This is a genomic window from Glutamicibacter sp. NPDC087831 (assembly GCF_044742845.1).
Taxonomy (GTDB): Bacteria; Actinomycetota; Actinomycetes; order Actinomycetales; family Micrococcaceae; genus Glutamicibacter.
Genome location: NZ_JBIUVH010000001.1, coordinates 703,019 through 722,401 on the forward strand (window position 1 = coordinate 703,019; position 19,383 = coordinate 722,401).

Sequence of the window (19,383 nt, forward strand, 5' to 3'; positions counted from 1 at the left end):
GCAGCCGGTGATCTGGCATGATTCGAACCATGCAGATTCAATTCACCCGGCGCATCACCTGGGATCAGCTTCCTGGCGAACTGCGCGCTCGGATCGAATCGCACCTTAGATCCCGGGTGATCCGGGCGCTAAGCCAAGCCTCGGGGTTTTCCCCGGGCAGCGCCGATCGGCTGCTCACCGCCGATGGCCAGCGGGTCTTCGCCAAGGCGGTGCATCCGGGCCTCAGTGCCCCGGCCACGGCATTGCACGCCCGCGAAGCGGCAATAGCGGCCAAGCTCCCGGCGGCCTTGCCGGTTCCGCAGTTCCTGGGGCGCATCAGCTGGCAAGGCTGGGAGGCCTTGGTCTTCGCTGAAGGCCCAGGGGCCAGCCCGCAGCTTCCCTGGCCGGCCGGACAGCTGGAACGGGTACTGGACACGCTGGCGCAGCTGGCTCATCAGGCCCCCGATTCCCTGATTGAGCTGCTGCCGCCGCTGGAGGAGGAACTGCGCGAGGACGTAGCCGGTTTTGGGCGGATCATGCAGGACGGCTGGCTTCCAGCTGATCCCTGGGTGGCACAGAACCTGGAAGAACTCCATGGGCTGGCCATGGACGGTATCGGGGCGCTGGCCGGAGACCAGCTGGTGCATTCGGATCTGCGCTCGGACAACATCCTGCTGGGAGACGGCGGAGTAGTGCTGCTGGTGGATTGGCCGTGGGCTTCGCGGGGCGCCGCATGGTATGACGCGTTGACGGTGCTGGTTGAAGCGCAGATCTTCGACCCGGCGCTGGATGCGGACGCCATTGCCGACTCCCACCCGATCTTCGAATCGGTGGGCACGGACGCGGTCAGCGCGGTCTTAGCTGGACTGGCCGCCTACTATGTGGACGCGGCGCGCAGGCCCGAGGTTCCCGGGCTGCCCACGCTGCGCAGCTATCACGCGAAGCAGGCGGCCGCCACCGTTGGGTGGCTCAAGGCGCGGCTGGCCTAGCTGGCTATTGCAGGGGCTAGCTGAACCGGGCCGGCATGGCATTTTCCCCGCGGTAGACCAGGGCCAGGCCCAGGACCAGCGAACCGAGCTGGACCAAGGTCGCCAGCCACGCGCCGGAAGCAAAGAGCTCGGACCAGCCGCTGAGCAGCCCGACCAGGACCAGCAGCAGGAGGCCTGCCCCGAGCAGGCGAAGCTTGTACCCGTTCATGGCCATACCCTACGGCACTGTCCGCGGCATTGCCACCGGACTCCGGGAAGATGCCTCGGGCATCGAGTGCGGGACTAGCCCAGATGCCGGGGCTGGTCCAGCGCCGTGCCGGATCCCATGCAGATAATTGGCGGCAAGCCGGAATCCAGCCGGGAAAGTACCAGCTGTTCCTGCGCAACGAGGTTCTGCGGCAGGGCATCGAGCGGGAACCAGCGAAGCTCGCAGGCTTTCTCCGGTTCCATGAGGCGCGGAGTACCGACCCACTGGCGCGCCAGGAAGAAGAAATCCACAGGGGATTGGGCGCCGCTGCCCGCTTGCAGGTAGCGGTGCACCGTGCACAGCGGCTGGAGCTGGTCTGCCGCGATCCGGATGCCCAGTTCCTCACGGGCTTCGCGAACGGCGGCGGCAACGGCAGCCTCGCCGGGCTCAACGTGCCCGGCGGCCGCCGTGCTCCAGAACCCGTCCATGTAGCCGGTTCCCGACCTCAGTTGAAGCAGGACTTCGTCGGCGCGCCGCAAGATGGCGTAGCTGATGGCGGGCATCAGGAGTCCAGGCGGCCCACCGAAGTCACCTTGACCACAGGTTCGCCGGCCTCGTCCGAGTCATCCAGCGAGATGGTGGCGGTGATGCCCCAGTCGTGGTGCTCGGATGGGTCGGCGAAGATCTGGTGCACCTCCCAGGTGCGCTGGGGCATGTCCTTGATGATGAACAGCTTCGAGCCGCGTCCGGCGGGACCGTCGTCGATGTCCTCGTGCTCGTCGAAGTAGTCGTCCATGGCATCGGCCCAGGTGTCCGCGTCGAAGCCGCTATGCCCGTCGAGCTCGCCTAGGGCCTTGTCCTGCTCATCGGCGAAGAGCTTCACCCGGCGGAACATCTCGTTGCGGACCATTACGCGGAAGGCGCGCACATTGCTGGTCAGCTTTTCCGGTGCCGGAGGCGGTGCGGTTTCGGTTGCCTCGCTCAGCTCGCCGCGGGAGAGCTCTTCCCATTCGTCCAGCAGCGAGGAGTCGATCTGGCGGATCATCTCGCCGAGCCATTCGATCAGGTCTTCGAGGTCCTCGCGCAGCGCGTCCTGGGGAACGGTCTGTCGCAGGGCCTTGTAGGCATCGGTGAGGTAGCGCAGCAGCACGCCCTCGGAGCGGGCCAGCTGGTAGTACTGGACGAAATCGGAGAAGCCCATGGCGCGTTCGTACATGTCGCGCACGATCGACTTCGGCGCCAGTTCGAAGTCCGAGAGCCACGGCGCGCCGGAGCGGTACTGCTCGAAGGCGCTTTCCAGCTTCTCGGCCAGCGGCATCGCATAGGTGATTTCATCCAGTGCGTTCATGCGGTCGTTGTAGTCCATGCCTTCGGCCTTCATCGCGGCGATGGCCTCGCCGCGGGCCTTCTTCTCCTGGCCGGAGAGCACCTGGCGCGGCTTTTCCAAGGTCGCCTCGATCACCGAAACGACATCCAGCGCATAGCTGGCCGAATCCGGATCCAGCAGGTCCAGGGCGGCCAGCGCGAAGGGCGAGAGCGGCTGGTTCAGCGCGAAGTTCTGCTGCAGGTGCACGGTCAGCTCATAGTAGTTGCCGTATTCGTCTGGCTCATTGCGGCGCACGACCACCTCGGTGGCGATCAGTTCGCGCAGGATTCCCAGGGCGCGCAGCTTCAGCTTGCGCTGGGACGCCGGGGTCTCGTGGTTTTCGCTGAGCAGGCGCTGGGCGGCCTCGAACGAATTGTCCTCGCGCTCCAGCAGGTTCAGCAGCATCGAGTGCGAGACCTGGAATGAGGACTTCAGCGTCTCGGGGGCGGCCTCGACGATCTTCTCGAAGGTCTTCTCGCCCCAGGTCACGAAGTTCTGCGGCGGCTTCTTCTTCGGGATCTGCTTGAGCTTGGAAGAGCCCTCGCCGTGCTTCTTCAGCGCCTTTTCCATGGCCTTGTGGTTCTCGATCGCATGCTCCGGAGCCTGCACCAGCACGGTGCCTGCGGTATCGAAACCTGCGCGGCCCGCGCGCCCGGCAATCTGGTGGAATTCGCGGGCGTTCACGATGCGCGTACGGGTGCCGTCGAACTTGGACAGCGCGGTGATCACCACGGTGCGGATCGGCACATTGATGCCCACCCCCAGGGTGTCGGTGCCGCAGATGACCTTGAGCAGGCCGGCCTGTGCCAGCTGCTCGACCAGGCGGCGGTACTTGGGCAGCATGCCGGCGTGGTGGATGCCGATGCCGTGGCGCACCAGGCGGTTCAGCGTCTTGCCGAACCCGGCGGCAAAGCGGAATCCGCCGATCATCTCGGAGATCTTTTCCTTCTCCTCGCGCGTGGCCACATTCACGCTCATCAGCCCGGTGGCGCGGTCGATGGCATCGAGCTGGGAGAAGTGCACGATGTAGATCGGCACCTGCTTGGTCTTGATCAGTTCCTCCACGGCCTCCTGCACCGGCTCCATGGAGTAGTAGAAGTGCAGCGGGATTGGGCGCTCGGTGTGCGCGACGGTCACCGTCGGGGTGCCGGTGCGCTCTTCGAGTTCCTGCTCGAAGCGGGTGACATCGCCCAGGGTGGCGCTCATCAGCAGGAACTGCGCCTGCGGCAGTTCGATCAGCGGCACCTGCCAGGCCCAGCCGCGCTGCGGATCGGCGTAGAAGTGGAACTCGTCCATGATCACGCAGCCCACGTCCGCCTTGGAGCCTTCGCGCAGGGCGATGTTCGCCAGGATCTCAGCGGTGCAGCAGATGATCGGGGCATCGGCGTTCACCGAGGAATCACCGGTGACCATGCCGACGTTCTCTGCGCCGAAGATCTTGCACAGGTCGAAGAACTTCTCGGAGACCAGCGCCTTGATCGGCGCGGTGTAGAAGCTGATCTGGTCGCGGGCCATGGCGTAGAAGTGGGCTGCGATGGCAACCAGGGACTTGCCCGAGCCGGTGGGGGTGGCCAGGATGACGTTGTTGCCGCCGGCCAGCGCCATCGACGCTTCGTCCTGTGCGGGGTAGAGGTTGATGCCACGGGTTGCGACCCATTGGCCGAAAGCCTCGTAGATTTCGTCGTCGGATACGTTCTTGGCGTCTGCTGGCAGATAATCGGTGAGCAACATGATGTTCCTAGCCTATCGGTTGAGAACTATGACTGGGGGCTAGTTGTTGCGTGCGCCTCTCGTTTAGGCTCGGGAATATGAAATGGGATCCGACGAAATACACCGAATTCTCCGATTACCGGGGCCGCCCGTACCTGGATTTGCTGGGGCAGCTGGTCTCGGTTGACGCGTCGAAGGTCATCGATCTGGGGTGCGGGCCGGGAAATATGACCCGGCTGCTGGCCCAGCGCTGGCCGCAAGCGCAGGTCACCGGACTTGATTCCTCACCGGAGATGATCGCCAGGGCCACGCAGAGCGAGCACGAGGAAAACCTGGGCTTCGCGCTGGCCGATGCCACGGCGTGGACCCCTGACTCCGACACGGACCTGCTGTTCTCCAACGCGATGCTGCAATGGCTTCCGGGGCACCGCGAGTTGCTGGCCGGTTGGCTGGAGCACCTGAAGCCCGGAGCGAACGTGGCCATCCAGGTCCCGGGCAATTTCGGCTCTCCGTCGCATGCGGTGATGCGCGCAGTTGCCGATAGCCCGAAGTGGTCCGGCCAGCTGGCAGGGGTGCTGCGCCATGACGACGTGGTGGGCGAGCCCGGCGAATACCAGCGGATCTTCCTGGACGCGGGGTTCCAGGCTAATGTCTGGGAAACCACCTACCATCAGCTGCTCGCGGGGGAGGACCCGATCCTGAACTGGGTTCGCGGGACGGCGCTGCTGCCCATTCGCCACACGCTCAGCGACGAAGACTATCGGGAGTTCGAAAACGACTACCGGGCCGAAGTCTCCACGCACTATCCGTCATTTGCTTCGCAGGACGGTACCGTCCTGACGAACTTCCCGTTCCGCAGGATTTTCATGATCGGGCACAAGCTCGGCTGATTTGCTCCAGGACCGGCAACGGGATAGCCGTGGGGGCGCGCTGCTTCAGCGGACGGTTCCTGGGGTGTGCCTTTGCACCAGTCGCGGCAGCACATGGACGCAGACTAGGACGACCAGGGTGCCCAGCGCCGCCCCGGAGAAGACGTCGTGGACGAAGTGGACGCCTACGCCCACGCGGGAGAGGGCAATGAGCAAGACGGCAGGTATCGCGTATATGGCCAGCTTCGGAAGGGCCAGCGTGCAGGCTGCGGCAATGCCCGCGGCGACGACCGAATGGTTGGACGGCCAGGACCAGTCGCCTGCCTCCGGGCAGGCCACCGCGGTGACGGCATCCAGGGCGCGGCAGGGGCGTTCTTCGGTAACCAGAATCTTGGCCAGCTCGCTCAGGCCATAGGCCGCTACCGCGCCAATGGCGCCTGGAACCAGGCGCCAGAACGCAACGCGGTCACGGAACCAGCAGAGGACTGCGAGCGTGCAGGCTCCGGCCATCAGCAGCATGAGCAAGGTCTCGGAAAAGAACACAGCTGCCGCGGAGAGCTGCGCTGACTGCGCAACTGTTCCTGAAATCCCCAGATACAAGGCATCACGCACCGGATAGGCGGCCATCGCCATCAACGCGAGGACCGCAATGAAGATGGCTGGCCGTGAAGGGGTGATGGCGATTCGTGCGGGGGAGGGTGAAGTCACAGTGGAGATTATACGGATCTGATCCGGCTGCAGGCACCAGAAGTAAGAAGAGCCTCTGCCAGAGGAGGCTGGTGCCAGCGGCACGTCAGCCGCTGGCAACGCAGCCAGGGGCTACCACCCGCGTTCGCGCCACTGCTCCAAATTCGGGCGTTCTGCCCCCAGTGTCGTCGAATCTCCGTGCCCCGGCAAAACCTTGGTTTCGTCCGGGAAGCGGTCGAAGATGCGTTCGGTGACGTCGGTGAGCAAAGAGAGGAACCGCTGCGGGTCCTTCCATGTGTTGCCCACGCCTCCGGGGAACAAGCTGTCGCCGCTGAGCACCACCGGCTGGCCGGAGGAATCAACCAGCGCATAGCCGAGCGAACCCGGCGTATGCCCTCGCAGGTGGATCGCCTCGATGATCACATCGCCCAGCTTCAGCTGGTCGCCGTGATTCAGCGCATGGTCGATCTTGACCCCGGATTCTTCAGCGATGCCGGCCACGTCGTCTGCACCGGCGTAGGTTGGCACCGGGTACTTCTCCACGGCGTCGGCCAGCGCGCGCACGTGGTCCCAGTGCTGATGCGTCGTGGCGATGCCGATAATGCGCGGATCGCTGGCGTCTTCACTGGCTGCCTGGATGAGCCGCTCGATGGCCTGCATGTCATCCGCCGCATCCACCAGCAGCTGCTCGCCGGTCTTCCGATTGGTCACCAGGTACACGTTGTTTGCCATGTCGGATACTGAGACCCAACGGACGGTCACATCGTTCAGTAATAGTTCGTTCATGCAACCAGACTACGGTGCAGATCCCGGCTGACGCGATAGGCTCGGATAAATGCCAAACACAGTCCAAAGGATGGAGTGCAGGATGTCCGAACTGGAATTCATCAAGATTGAGCCGAACTCGGGCGTGGCGCCGTATCAGCAGGTCCGCGAGCAGATCCTCTCAGCAATTGCCAAGGGCAAACTAGCTCCGGGCACCAAATTGCCGTCGGTTCGTGCGCTCTCGGGCACCTTGAACCTCGCGGTGAATACCGTCGCCAAGGTCTACAAGGAACTTGAGCTGCAGGGCGCAGTGGTCACCCGCGGCCGCCATGGAACCGTGGTCCAAGCCGCGGAGAATCGTGCAGAACAGGAAGTCAGCGATGCGGCCGCCGATCTGGCCCGCATCGCCCAACTGTGGTCGGTCGACGAAGCAACCGCGGTAAAGTACCTGCGCGCTGCGTTCAGCTCCCTGCCAAGGTAGGCCCAAGGCGCCTCTGGAAGTGATTCCGGGAACCAGCCGCAGGTGGAACCTGATGAATGCGAATCGGCGTAGGGGCACGTTTTGCTGTTGACAGCTCCAATGTTCCTCGGGGTTAATAAGCTGTCAAAAATGTAACGGGTGTGCGATTTGGCGCAAATCGCCGATTTTTTGATCGCCAGGGCATTGCCGCTCGTCGTGCCTTTATTGGGACTCCGCCGAATGCTGTTGGGTTTGCGAACCGTAATGGTTCCTGATCATGCGTATACGGTGTGTCTCATTGCCTAATTTTTCAATTCCGAAGTCGTCAGCACCTCTGTATATAGTCCTCAACACTGCACCTTCCGCAAGGGGAACGCTAAGTGCGAATTGCCCACTATAAGCTGAACGTGTGAATAACTTGAACACTCGTCCCGATGGCGGTTCACTTGAAGTTACGGTTGGCGGGCTTTCCCGGTATGACCTTATCGCCGCACTCAACTCGCAGCAGATACAGCTCAACACCCACGCACAGATTTTGCTCGACGATGCGGTGTTTGGCGATACCAGTAAGCAACACGTCATTAGCGTGGTTGAACGCAGTGTGTGTGATTTAGGCTTGCCAAATGGCGGAACACTTGAGCAAGTATTCGACGTGGCTCAAATGCACGGATTGAAACTATGTCCTCCGACCGCTGGTCCATATCTACGTCTAGCTATGACCAATCAGGAATCGTCCACAGACGTCGTGATGAGTCGAGGCCATGCACCCGAAGGTTCTTACACAGTGGCCGCTCCGACACTTAGCGACGAGGACGAGTATCCAAAAGGTTTCTACCTACGTGCAGTAAATGGGCAGCTTTGGCTACGTGGCTACCGCTGCGATGACCTGCACCGTTGGTCTCCTGATGACCAATTCATTTTTCAGTTGCATCCGTAGCTACACGACCATCGGATTCAGTTCCCAGATCCGAAGATGCTGGCACTGCGCTGACACACCCCTAAAGGGAAGCGTTACTGGGACGTTTTCCCTGCACCTTTCTGCGCGGATTGTTCTTCAAGGAGCACTAGGGCTTTTTCGCTGGCGTTCCTGATCCGATTCAACGCGCCAATGATGCTTATGCTCGCGAAGAGATTAACGAGAATTAGAACTACGAGCAGCCAGGTGTTTTCCATGCTGCAACTCTTCCAGATCTTCACACCGGCGTCTATCGAGGACGTTCAGCACTACGGAGAGTCGCAATCAGGTCAAATCAAGCATGCGTTCCAGTCGCCGAACCTTTACCGGGCACGACATTCCTTGTTTAGCTTTCATACACGGTTCGGGTAAGCGGGGCAGTAGGTTTGAAGCATGACAAAGATTCGCAGATCTGTTTACGGACTTTCAGTGGGAGCTCTCGCGGCACTATTGACTGGATGCTCAATTAACTCACTGATCTGGGGAAACGATGGCGCACAGGTGATTCAAACGACCGAGAAGCTTGTGAACGACTTAGCTTCGGGCGAAACTTCAGACATTGTCTGCACGGAATCCGTTGCGGATCTCGGTACGCCCAGCGATTGGTCAGGGCTTTCCGCAGGCGAACCGGAAGAATTCTTCGCGGGGTATTGGGTTGACCAAGTGGCGCTCGATCCTCAGTGGAGCATCAATCTAGAAGGTCTTCCCAAGGGAGTAGTGCCAGGCACGCACTTCCCAGGAGACGTCTTTTACCGTGAGACCGACGAGGGGCTATGCGTGATCGATGTTGCCTGGTCAACGCTCGTCTCCGCGGACTGACCAGCTTGCCGCATCAGCGGTAACTCGCTTTCAGTAGGGGAACCTTCTGCGGGACATAATTTAAATTGCTGAAGTAATTGGGCCAGCAGGTCTACGAAGCCAAACTGTTGTGAAGCCCTCTGCCATGTCTTCTTCGAAATCGAATTTGAAGCCACGTCGTTCATAAAATGACTGGGCAGCGGAGTTTCCTTTCAAAAATTCGATCCTTACATCATGGGCAGGGCCAATAGTGGTAAAGGCGACGTCCATAAGAGCAGTTCCAATACCGCGTCCGTGGGCTTCGGGCACGACATAGATTTTCCAGATCACAGGTTCGCCCTCAAACAGCCCGAAGGTTAGCGTGCCAACTGCCTGACCATCCTGAGAAGCAATGAACGTCGTGTCTTCCGTGATGGATGCGCTCACCGAGCCGTGAGACCACCATGTATTGAAGTTTTCCATGACGAAATCCGGACTTGTGAAACTCAGATAAGTAGCTGGCCATGTAACGAGTCCAATTGACCGAATGGCTTGCACATCATCAAGGTTCGCAACGCGAATTGAAAGGTCTTCCAAGCCCCGAATCTACAGGAAGATCGATAGGTTATTGGGCTTTGCAAAGAAACGTGAATGCTTCTGCATGTTATTTCGCTCAATAGCAATTGCAATGACAGTCCGATATCTTCTGCGTTGCGCGCCCGCAAGGGGAGCGCTCTACGGGACGCCAATGCACCAGAATCAACCTGCCAGACGAGGTAAGGGATATCATCGATACCGATTCTCGGACCGTGGTGCAGTCCAGCTATATTGGCCAGTGGGATTCCGGGGCTTTCAGCGTGCGCTGGCTTCGGGAATGAGCGGATTCCGTCAACAGTCCCTGGCCCCGCTCCTGGGTATGGACCGGGCCCACAAAAATTGGATCCCGTCTCGGGGTAACAACTCGCATCGACTGGACATGTATAGGTATGAGCACCCCAGAAATAAAGCAGAATCGGGAGGCACGGTTCTCCAGATTGTATGAACTGGCCTACACCGATGTCCTGCGATTCATCCAACGACGGGCAGGTCCAGACCACGCGGAGGACATCGTCCACGAGGCCTTTCTTGCCGCCTGGCGGCGTTTGGACGAACTCCCTATTAAGCACGAGGATGCCAGAGCCTGGCTGTTCGCAACCGCGCGGAACTGCCTGCTTAACAATCAACGTGGGCAGGCACGCCAAGGAGCGCTGGCGGTCCGGATCGCAGCCCGGACACCTATCTACACTGACGCCGAAGCCGAGCTGACCCATCAACGTATTGACCTGACCTCTGCCTGGCAACGGCTGCGCCCTGAATACCAAGAAGTCCTGGCCATGACGATTTGGGAAGATCTTTCTTCGTCACAGGCGGGCCAAGTACTAGGGATTTCATCGGCGGCCTACCGCATCCGACTTCATCGTGCGCGCAAATCGTTGCGACACGAACTCGATGCTTCCCCCTTCCCGGCACACCTCGCCGGATCCCTCATGACGGAGTGACTGACATGGATAAGAACAAATACCTGGAACTAGACGCATTTCGACCCCTGGATTCCGCTCCCCAAGTAGATCTGGACGAGGCCGGACAGATCAGGGCGAACGCGAGGCTGCAACAAATTCTCGCCAGCGATCCGGACAACGGAAATACCGCGAACGATGCTATCGGCAAACGCCGATCCAGACCTGTACGTCGGATAGCGGCCCCTATTGCTCTGGCCGCGGTGGCTGCCATCACCGCATCGGTGGTGCTCCTACCGGGGGCGGGAAGCAATGATGCGGCGTATGCGTCATGGAATGCTGTGCCGGGTTCCATCAGTAGCCCCGATAGGGCTGTAGCCGATGCGGCCTGCCGTGGCAGTCTGGACCTATCCTCCCCGCAATTGGATCTTGCCGAGCGACGGGGTGATTGGGTGGTGTTGCTTTACACCGCTTCCGAACACATGGCAGGTATGTGTCTAGCCCACTTGCCTGCCGGAGCGCAAAAGGCCGACAACATTGATTTCAGTAGGGGAGGCGGCGATCAAGGCTTTCTCCCGGTTGCGGGGGAATTCACTCAAGGAAACATCGCCGAATTTCGCGGTGGCAATATATTCGGGTTCGGTGATCGCCCCGAAATTGCCCTCACCCACGGAAACGTAGGTGAGGATGTAACAGCTGTAACGATCACGACCCCGGACGGCCAATTGGTCGAAGCCACCGTTCAGGACGGCAGATACGCCGCGTGGTGGCCGGGCAAGGCCCTCGGTGACGAATTGGAGGGCAACGGTGGACCCGCTCCGGCGATTTCCTACACAATCACTCTGAACGACCAGAGGGTCATCGAAAACGCGACCCCAAGGATGCCGTCCTAGAGTCACTGGTGACAGCGCGGACGCGTCGAGCTATCCGGCATAATTCCGGAAGCCTCGTCGCGCGCCGCGACCTTTAACCGTGCTTCGCTCGAGGCATCAGAAAGATGCGTCTCATAGCTACAGGGACAGTCGTTTCGTCCCTATAGGGGTTTGTTCGGATTGGCATTTCGGATCGTTCCGTAAGGGGGTCGGCTATCGGAACGCACCGCGTTGTGACCTGGATGGTAGAAGTTCCATGGATTCACGGGAAAGCTGGCCGTTCCGTATACCCCGTCTGGTGTAGTGACCGGTGAGGGGGCGCGAAAGGAAACGATCTGGCGCTACTTCATGGTGTTGAATGCCTCCACGGAAGAGAATTGCTGTCCGATGGCCTCGACACCGCGGATGACGCCGCTAGGCGGAACGTTTGGCGAGGTTCGCGATGTAGTTGCGTTGCAGATCAGTGATTGCGGTGCCCCGGTTGACGGCGTGAGTCGAACGACGAATTTATCCGTTTTCCCGCTCGTGCAACACGGGGCATGCGCTCGCCGCTCATTGGCATCTACGAGATAGCTGCGATCTTGGGGAGGTATCGCACACGTGGCAGGCGCAGGAGCGGGATGGTTCATGATGTTGCTGAAGCGACTTGAGCCGAAGGCGGCCACCGGGTGGGTGTATTCCAGCGTTGAGTGCGGCAGGCTGGCAGCGGTCGGTGGATCTCGACCGGTTAGGTGATTCGCCAGCCAGCGTATTCGACCATAGGGCCCATCGGTTCCGGTCCGGAACAGCAAGCTTCGGGGAGGTCCGGCATGTGCCGGCGTTGAGGCAGCATGCCAGCGGGAAACTTGGGAGCCGGCCAAGTCCATCGCGTGAGCGCAAGGGTTCCAAGGGCCCCGGCACCTCGAATGGGACGTCGCGGTCCGATCTGGATTCATGGGGACGCTGGCTCACCGGTCGACATTCCGGGTGGGTGGCCGGGCACGCATAGCGCTCGCCGTGCGCCGGATCAGGGGTTTGGAGAATTAACTGTGAGTTGCGTCCATTCGTACACGTATTCGAAGTAGTTTTCGATTAGTATTGCCTCGTGGCTATTTCATCGCAGAGTAAAAGAACTGATCTGACTCGCCTGGTCGTCAAGGGTGCACGCGAGCATAACCTGAAAAACGTGGACATTGATCTCCCGCGTGACGCAATGATTGTCTTTACCGGCCTGTCCGGCTCGGGCAAGTCCTCCTTGGCCTTCGACACCATCTTTGCCGAAGGCCAGCGCCGCTACGTCGAATCGCTCTCTGCCTACGCCCGCATGTTCCTCGGCCAGGTGGACAAGCCCGATGTGGATTTCATCGAGGGACTGTCGCCAGCGGTGTCCATAGACCAGAAGTCGACCAGCCGCAACCCGCGTTCCACCGTGGGCACGATTACCGAAGTGTACGACTACATGCGTCTGTTGTGGGCACGCGTGGGCCGTCCGCATTGCCCGATCTGCCACGAACCGATCTCCAAGCAGACTCCGCAGCAGATCGTCGACCAGCTGATGGAGCTACCGGAGAAAACCCGCTTCCAGATCCTCGCCCCGGTAGTGCGTTCGCGCAAGGGCGAATTCGTCGACCTGTTCGCGGAGCTCTCTTCCAAGGGCTTCGCCCGTGCCCGCGTTGACGGCACCACCATCCAGCTGAACGATCCGCCGAAGCTGGCCAAGCAGGTCAAGCACACCATTGAGGTGGTCGTCGACCGCCTGGCCATCAAGGAAGATGCCCGCCAGCGCTTGACTGACTCCATCGAAACGGCCCTGGGCATCGCCGAAGGACGCGTGCTGGCCGACTTCGTGGACCTGGACGAGGATGATCCCCAGCGCGTGCGCGCGTTCTCCGAGAACCTGGCCTGCCCCAATGAGCATCCGCTGGCCATCGATGAGATCGAGCCGCGCACTTTCTCCTTCAACAACCCGTTCGGTGCTTGTTCGGCCTGTTCCGGCATCGGCACCAAGCTGGAGGTCGATGAGCACCTGATCGTTCCGGACGGCGAGGTCACCTTGGCCGAGGGCGCGATCGCCCCATGGTCGCTAGGCAAGGCAACCACCGAATACTGGAACCGCTTGATCGAAGGCCTGGGCCATGAGCTGGGCTTCACCATGGATACCCAGTGGCAGGAGCTGCCGGCTGCCGCCCGCGAAGCGATCCTGAATGGCAAGGACCACAAGGTGGTCGTGCAGTACAAGAACCGCTTCGGCCGCGAGCGCAAGTACTCCACCGGCTTCGAGGGCGTCATCTCCTACGTGCACCGCAAGCACCAGGAAACCGAATCGGATCACGCCCGCGACCGCTACGAGCAGTACATGCGCCAGATCCCGTGCCCTACCTGCGGCGGCGCGCGCCTGAACCCGGCGTCGCTCTCGGTCTTGGTGGGCGGGCGTTCCATCGCTGAAGTTGCCGCCATGGACCTGCGTAGCGCCGCGGAATTCCTCTCCACGATCGTGCTCACCGCACGCGAGGCGCAGATCGCCGCGCAGGTGCTCAAGGAAATCGACGCGCGCATGAAGTTCCTGCTGGACGTCGGGCTGGAGTACCTGACCCTGGAACGCGCTGCCGGCACCCTGTCCGGCGGCGAGGCGCAGCGCATTCGCCTGGCTACGCAGATTGGTTCGGGCCTGGTCGGCGTGCTCTACGTTCTGGACGAGCCGTCCATCGGCCTGCACCAGCGCGATAACCGCCGCCTGATCGACACCCTGCTGCACCTGCGATCGCTGGGCAACACCCTGATCGTGGTGGAGCACGACGAAGACACCATTGCCGAAGCTGACTGGATCGTGGACATCGGCCCGGGCGCCGGCGAGCACGGCGGCGAAGTGGTGCACTCCGGATCCCTGGAGGGCCTGAAGCAGAACACCAAGTCGCTGACCGGAGACTACCTTTCGGGCCGCAAGCAGATCGACATCCCGTCCAAGCGCCGCAAGATCGACAAGGAGCGCAAGCTCAAGGTGGTCGGTGCCAACGAGAACAACCTGCAGAATGTGTCGGTGGAGTTCCCGCTGGGCGTGCTGACCGCGGTGACCGGCGTGTCCGGCTCGGGCAAGTCCACCCTGGTCAACGACATCCTGTACAAGGTGCTGGCCAACAAGCTCAACGGCGCCAAGCAGGTGCCCGGCCGCCACACCCGCGTGCAGGGCCTGGAGCACCTGGACAAGGTGGTCCACGTTGACCAGTCGCCGATCGGCCGGACCCCGCGTTCGAACCCTGCGACCTATACCGGCGTGTTCGACCACATCCGCAAGCTGTTTGCGGAGACCAATGAGGCGAAGCTGCGCGGCTACCAGCCGGGCCGTTTCTCCTTCAACGTCAAGGGCGGACGCTGCGAATCCTGCTCGGGTGACGGCACGCTGAAGATCGAGATGAACTTCCTGCCGGACGTCTACGTGCCCTGCGAGGTCTGCCAGGGCGCCCGCTACAACCGCGAAACCCTGCAGGTGCTGTACAAGGGCAAGAACATTGCCGATGTGCTGGATATGCCGATTGCCGAAGGCGCCGAGTTCTTCAGTGCCTTCACCCCGATCGCCCGCCACCTGCGCACGCTGGTGGACGTGGGTTTGGGCTACGTGCGCCTGGGTCAGCCGGCAACCACCCTCTCCGGCGGCGAGGCCCAGCGCGTGAAGCTGGCTGCGGAACTGCAGAAGCGTTCCAATGGCCGCTCCATCTACGTCCTGGACGAGCCCACCACCGGTCTGCACTTCGAAGATATCCGCAAGCTGCTCAAGGTGCTGCAGGGATTGGTCGACAAGGGCAACACCGTGTTGACCATCGAGCACAACCTGGATGTCATCAAGTCGGCTGACTGGGTCATCGACCTCGGCCCGGAAGGCGGCTCAGGCGGCGGTACGATCCTGGCTGCTGGCACCCCGGAAAAGGTGGCCAAGGTGAGCGAATCGCACACCGGGAAGTTCCTCTCCGAGATCCTGTAATGCCTGGCGGAGAATGTTCGACATATGCGATTTCAGTTATGGATTGCTAACCCGCGTCCGCTTCATGGGAAGATGGCTAGGTGAATATGTCGGTAACAAGTGTGCTCTTCGATCTGGATGGGACCCTCGTGGACCCTGCCGGTGCCATAACTTCGGGTATCCGCCACGCGGTCACCTCCCATGGTTTGGCCGATCCGGGCGAAGCACGAGTTGAAGCGCTGGTAGGCCCGCCCCTCCAAATCGGGCTGCGTACGCTTGACGGCGTCACCGACGAGAACATCGACTCCATCATCGCGGCCTACCGCGCCCGCTATGCCGAGGTGGGCATGGCAGAATCCGTGATCTACCCGGGCATTGTGGCGCTCCTGGACGCGTTGCGCGCGGCCGGGATCTACGTCGCAGTGACCACGGCCAAGCCCATCAACATTGCGCGCCAGCTCATTGCACGCAAGGGGCTGGATGAGCATCTCGATGCGATTCACGGCAACGCGGATGAGCACGGGAGCATGGGTTCGAGCAAGACGCACATTGTCGCTGAGGCTTTGGAGCACGGGCAGCTGGACCCGGCGAGCAGCGTAGTTGTGGGGGACCGCTACTACGATTGGGATGCCGCCCGCGAGAATTCGGTGGCTTCGGTCGGCGTCGCGTGGGGCTTTGCCCAGGACGATGAACTGCAGCAGGCAGGCGCAACTGTGGCGACAACCCGGGACCTTGCTGAGCTCCTGCTCGGAGCACAGCTGGCAAACACGCTGAACCTCGACGATGACCTCATGCAGGAAGGTGCAAAGTAGATGAGCATCTACACCATGACCCGTTCGTCGATTCGGGGCGTCATCCACGGTGTATGCCGTGCGGAAGTGACCGGGCTTGAGAACGTTCCCAAGGAAGGCGGCTTCATTGTCGCCTCCAACCACCTGTCATTCTTCGACTCCTTGATCATTCAGGCGCTGACCCCGCGCGACGTGGCGTTCTTCGCCAAGGCGGAATACTTCACCACCCCGGGACTGAAGGGCAAGGTGATGAAGACCTTCTTCGAATCCGTGGGATCCATTCCGGTGCAGCGTGGCGAACAGGCAGCTTCGGTTGCCGCCCTCGATTCCCTGGTGGAAATCGTCGAAGGCGGCAAGGGCATCGGCATCTACCCCGAGGGCACTCGCTCGCGCGATGGCAAGTTGTACCGCGGACGCACCGGCGTGGGCTGGCTGGCGCTGACCACCGGTGTACCAGTGGTGCCGGTGGGCTTGATCGGCACGGAGAAGCTGCAGCCTGCTGGTTCAAAGGGTTTCCGTCCTGCCAAATTCCATATCCACTATGGCGAGCCGCTGTACTTCGACCAGTTGGGACGCAAGCACCCGTTGCCGCAGCGCCGCCAGGCCACGGACCGGATCGTTGATGCGATTGCCGAGCTTTCCGGCCAGGAACGGGTCGATTCCTACAACCAGCTGCCACCGGACGCGAAATAGACCATGGCTGATCCGGCAAGTTACCGTCCGAGAACTTCGGACATTCCCACGAAACCGGGCGTGTACCGTTTCCGCGATGAACACGGCCGTGTCATCTACGTTGGCAAGGCCAAGGTCCTGCGCAACCGCTTGACCTCCTACTTCGCCAATCCTGACCGGCTCACGCCCAAAACCCGGGCCATGGTATTCACCGCCGGCAGCGTGGAGTGGACCGTGGTGGGTTCCGAATTGGAAGCGTTGCAGCTGGAGTACTCCTGGATCAAGGAATACAATCCCCGGTTCAATATTGTTTTCCGTGATGACAAGACCTACCCGTACCTTGCTGTCACCTTGAACGAAAAGTACCCGCGCGCCCTGGTCATGCGCGGGGACAAGCGCAAGGGCGTGAAGTATTTCGGGCCGTTCTATCCGGCCAAGGCCATCCGGGAAACCCTCGATACGCTGTTGCGGGTCTTTCCTGTGCGCAGCTGTGCGCCGGGCGTGTTCAAGCGTGCCGAAGCATCGGGTCGCCCTTGCCTCTTGGGGTACATAGACAAATGCTCGGCGCCCTGCGTGGGGCGCATCAGCGAAGAAGACCACCGTCAACTGGCTGATGACCTATGCACCTTCATGAGCGGTGAGGCTACTAAGTTCACCAAGGCCCTGACAGCCAAGATGCAAGAGGCGGTGGCAGAACTCGAATACGAGAAGGCCGCCCGCTATCGCGATGACATTGCCGCACTGAACAGAGTTTTTGAACGCAACGCCGTGGTCCTTGATGACCGTACCGAAGCTGATATCTTCGGCATTCATGGCGATGAATTGGAAGCCGCCGTGCAGGTATTCCATGTCCGCGACGGCCGTATCCGTTCGCAACGAGGCTGGGTCGTCGAAAAGGTTGCGGATACCACCGGCGCTGAATTCGTCGAGCAGCTTCTCACCCAGGTCTACGCAGATCACGCGGACCGGATTCCCAAGGAAATCCTGGTTCCGACTCTGCCCGAAGACATTGAGGATGTCACGACCTGGCTCACTGAGCTGCGCGGTTCCAAAGTGTCCTTGCGCGTCGCCCAACGCGGCGACAAGGCGGCACTGGCATCCACCGTCGTGGAGAACGCCGAACAAGCGCTGCGCCTGCACAAATCGAAGCGAGCAGGTGATATCACCACGCGTTCGCTGGCGATGCAGGAACTGCAGGATGCACTGGGAGCCGAACAAGCACTGCTTCGCATCGAATGCTATGACGCGTCGCATACCCAAGGCACCAACGTGGTTGCTTCCATGGTGGTCTTTGAAGATGGATTGCCCAAGAAGAGCGAATATCGAAAGTTCTCCATCACCGGTGATGCAGCACGCGATGATACCGCCAGCATGTACGACGTGATCTACCGTCGTTTCAGCCGCTATCTGAAGGAGAAGATCGACCCCAAGAGCTTTGCAACCGGGGAAATGAATGAAGAAACCGGTGAGCAGGAAAAGAAGCGATTCTCCTACCCGCCATCTCTGGTAATCGTTGACGGCGGACCGCCCCAGGTGGCCGCGGCGCAGAAGGCCATGGACGACCTGGGAATCGATGACATTCCAGTGGTCGGCCTGGCTAAGCGCTTGGAAGAACTGTGGCTGCCCGACGATCCGTTCCCGGTGATCCTGCCGCGTGCCTCAGCTGCCCTGTATTTGGTGCAGCGGCTTCGCGACGAGGCGCACCGTTTTGCGATCAACTTCCACCGCGCCAAGCGTGCTAAATCCATGATCGCCTCGGATTTGGACGCGATCCCGGGGCTGGGCAAGTCCAAGCAGGCTGCCCTGCGCAAGCACTTCGGGTCGATGAAAAAGATCCGTGCGGCGAGCATCGAGGAGCTGATGGACGTGCCAGGAGTCGGTGAAAAACTTGCGACTTCCATCAAAGAGTCCCTAGAAGACGCTTCATTAACCGGTGTGAATATGACTACAGGCGAAATTGTCGACTAGCCTTGTGATATGACCGCTGAGTATGAAGCAGTAAAACCCCCTGAGTCCGAACTCGTGATCGTAACCGGCATGTCAGGTGCCGGTCGCACCACAGTCGCGCATGCTCTGGAAGACCAGGGCTGGTACGTAGTGGAGAACCTTCCACCGGCCATGCTTGGACCCTTGACGGAGATGATGAGCCGTTCGCAGGGCTCCATCCCGAAGATGGCTGTCGTGATGGACGTGCGCTCCAAGGAAATGTTCCCGGAAATCCGCGATGCCTTGGCGAACCTGACAGCCAGCGGGGTGAAGTTCCGCCTGGTCTACCTCGACGCCAGCGACGAGGTGCTGATCCGCCGCTTCGAGCAGGGTCGCCGGCCGCATCCGCTGCAGGATGACGGCCGCATTGTCGACGGCATCAAGCGCGAACGCGGGATCACCGATCAATTGCGTGAAGCTGCCGAAATCATCTTGGATTCCACGACCATGTCGGTGCACGACCTGGCACGTGCAGTCAACGAACTGTTCAGCGAATCCGGGCCGATCATCCTGCGCATCAACGTGATGAGCTTCGGGTTCAAGTACGGCCTGCCCGCTGATGCCAACTACGTGGCAGATGTCCGTTTCATCCCCAACCCCCATTGGGTACCTGAACTGCGCCCGCAGACAGGCAAGGACAAGGAAGTGTCGGACTATGTGCTGAGCCAGGAAGGCACGAGCGAGTTCATCGAGAACTACCTCAAGGCATTGGAACCGGTCTTTGAAGGTTACCGCCGCGAGAATAAGCACTACGCGACTATTGCCGTGGGCTGCACCGGCGGCAAGCACCGCTCGGTAGCAACCACCATTGAGCTGGGCCGGCGCCTGGCGCAGTTCCCGAACGTCAGGGTGAATATCAGCCACCGTGATCTGGGGCGTGAGTAGCCG

At 61.0% G+C, this 19,383-nt stretch carries 18 protein-coding genes; 12 read left to right on the forward strand and 6 right to left on the reverse strand.

The features are described from left to right. Nucleotides 1–29 precede the first annotated feature (29 nt). The gene (locus tag ACIOJF_RS03385) at nucleotides 30–968 is read left to right on the forward strand and encodes a phosphotransferase (RefSeq protein WP_402741189.1); all 939 of its coding nucleotides are present in this window, start codon (nucleotides 30–32) and stop codon (nucleotides 966–968) included. Nucleotides 969–984: 16 nt separating this feature from the next. Here ACIOJF_RS03385 and ACIOJF_RS03390 read toward each other — a convergent pair whose 3' ends face one another. The 3 genes from ACIOJF_RS03390 to ACIOJF_RS03400 all read right to left on the reverse strand — a co-directional run bounded on the left by ACIOJF_RS03390 (nucleotide 985) and on the right by ACIOJF_RS03400 (nucleotide 4,252). Beyond that, nucleotides 985–1,176, reverse strand: a complete 192-nt coding sequence (locus ACIOJF_RS03390) for a hypothetical protein (protein ID WP_402741190.1) — start codon at nucleotides 1,174–1,176, stop codon at nucleotides 985–987. Between the two features lie 74 nt (nucleotides 1,177–1,250). After that, entirely contained in the window at nucleotides 1,251–1,718 is a 468-nt protein-coding gene (locus ACIOJF_RS03395; protein WP_402741191.1) for an NUDIX domain-containing protein, read from the reverse strand. Continuing rightward, nucleotides 1,718–4,252 carry a DEAD/DEAH box helicase gene (locus tag ACIOJF_RS03400; RefSeq protein ID WP_402741192.1) on the reverse strand — a complete coding sequence of 845 codons (2,535 nt, stop codon included), beginning with the start codon at nucleotides 4,250–4,252 and terminating at the stop codon, nucleotides 1,718–1,720. The genes ACIOJF_RS03395 and ACIOJF_RS03400 overlap by 1 nt, the downstream gene beginning before the upstream one ends. A gap of 77 nt (nucleotides 4,253–4,329) precedes the next feature. Between ACIOJF_RS03400 and ACIOJF_RS03405 the strand changes: the two genes are divergently transcribed. Then, a complete protein-coding gene (locus ACIOJF_RS03405; RefSeq protein ID WP_105656680.1) occupies nucleotides 4,330–5,121 on the forward strand; it encodes a trans-aconitate 2-methyltransferase in 792 nt (263 codons plus the stop codon). 45 nt (nucleotides 5,122–5,166) lie between these two features. On the opposite strand, the gene ACIOJF_RS03410 is transcribed toward ACIOJF_RS03405, so the two are convergent. Both ACIOJF_RS03410 and ACIOJF_RS03415 read right to left on the reverse strand, forming a co-directional pair. After that, complete coding sequence (locus ACIOJF_RS03410; RefSeq protein ID WP_402741193.1) at nucleotides 5,167–5,808, reverse strand: phosphatase PAP2 family protein; 642 nt, start codon at nucleotides 5,806–5,808, stop codon at nucleotides 5,167–5,169. Between the two features lie 111 nt (nucleotides 5,809–5,919). Further along, nucleotides 5,920–6,573, reverse strand: coding sequence for an MBL fold metallo-hydrolase (locus ACIOJF_RS03415; protein WP_402741194.1), 654 nt, complete (start codon nucleotides 6,571–6,573; stop codon nucleotides 5,920–5,922). 82 nt (nucleotides 6,574–6,655) lie between these two features. On the opposite strand from ACIOJF_RS03415, the gene ACIOJF_RS03420 reads away from it, so the two are divergent. The 3 genes from ACIOJF_RS03420 (at nucleotide 6,656) to ACIOJF_RS03430 (ending at nucleotide 8,786) form a co-directional block, all read left to right on the forward strand. After that, complete coding sequence (locus ACIOJF_RS03420; RefSeq protein WP_402741195.1) at nucleotides 6,656–7,033, forward strand: GntR family transcriptional regulator; 378 nt, start codon at nucleotides 6,656–6,658, stop codon at nucleotides 7,031–7,033. Between the two features lie 388 nt (nucleotides 7,034–7,421). After that, complete coding sequence (locus tag ACIOJF_RS03425) at nucleotides 7,422–7,949, forward strand: hypothetical protein (RefSeq protein ID WP_402741196.1); 528 nt, start codon at nucleotides 7,422–7,424, stop codon at nucleotides 7,947–7,949. 411 nt (nucleotides 7,950–8,360) lie between these two features. Continuing rightward, nucleotides 8,361–8,786: a hypothetical protein gene (locus ACIOJF_RS03430; protein WP_402741197.1), complete on the forward strand. Its 426-nt coding sequence runs from the start codon at nucleotides 8,361–8,363 to the stop codon at nucleotides 8,784–8,786. 60 nt (nucleotides 8,787–8,846) lie between these two features. Here ACIOJF_RS03430 and ACIOJF_RS03435 read toward each other — a convergent pair whose 3' ends face one another. Further along, nucleotides 8,847–9,341 (reverse strand): GNAT family N-acetyltransferase, encoded by a 495-nt coding sequence (locus tag ACIOJF_RS03435; RefSeq protein WP_402741198.1) that lies wholly within the window; start codon nucleotides 9,339–9,341, stop codon nucleotides 8,847–8,849. A 389-nt stretch (nucleotides 9,342–9,730) separates the two neighbouring features. On the opposite strand from ACIOJF_RS03435, the gene ACIOJF_RS03440 reads away from it, so the two are divergent. The 7 genes from ACIOJF_RS03440 to rapZ all read left to right on the forward strand — a co-directional run bounded on the left by ACIOJF_RS03440 (nucleotide 9,731) and on the right by rapZ (nucleotide 19,380). After that, nucleotides 9,731–10,282, forward strand: coding sequence for an RNA polymerase sigma factor (locus ACIOJF_RS03440; protein ID WP_402741199.1), 552 nt, complete (start codon nucleotides 9,731–9,733; stop codon nucleotides 10,280–10,282). 5 nt (nucleotides 10,283–10,287) lie between these two features. Next, complete coding sequence (locus ACIOJF_RS03445; RefSeq protein ID WP_402741200.1) at nucleotides 10,288–11,133, forward strand: hypothetical protein; 846 nt, start codon at nucleotides 10,288–10,290, stop codon at nucleotides 11,131–11,133. Nucleotides 11,134–12,196: 1,063 nt separating this feature from the next. Then, entirely contained in the window at nucleotides 12,197–15,067 is a 2,871-nt protein-coding gene (uvrA, locus tag ACIOJF_RS03450) for an excinuclease ABC subunit UvrA (RefSeq protein ID WP_286134096.1), read from the forward strand. 86 nt (nucleotides 15,068–15,153) lie between these two features. Then, complete coding sequence (locus ACIOJF_RS03455) at nucleotides 15,154–15,858, forward strand: HAD hydrolase-like protein (protein WP_332498358.1); 705 nt, start codon at nucleotides 15,154–15,156, stop codon at nucleotides 15,856–15,858. Continuing rightward, on the forward strand, nucleotides 15,859–16,530 hold the full coding sequence (locus ACIOJF_RS03460) for a 1-acyl-sn-glycerol-3-phosphate acyltransferase (protein ID WP_105656671.1): 672 nt from the start codon (nucleotides 15,859–15,861) through the stop codon (nucleotides 16,528–16,530). Nucleotides 16,531–16,533: 3 nt separating this feature from the next. Continuing rightward, nucleotides 16,534–18,477: an excinuclease ABC subunit UvrC gene (gene uvrC / locus ACIOJF_RS03465; protein WP_332486786.1), complete on the forward strand. Its 1,944-nt coding sequence runs from the start codon at nucleotides 16,534–16,536 to the stop codon at nucleotides 18,475–18,477. A 9-nt stretch (nucleotides 18,478–18,486) separates the two neighbouring features. Then, complete coding sequence (gene rapZ, locus ACIOJF_RS03470) at nucleotides 18,487–19,380, forward strand: RNase adapter RapZ (protein ID WP_105656669.1); 894 nt, start codon at nucleotides 18,487–18,489, stop codon at nucleotides 19,378–19,380. The last annotated feature ends 3 nt before the right edge of the window (nucleotides 19,381–19,383 follow it).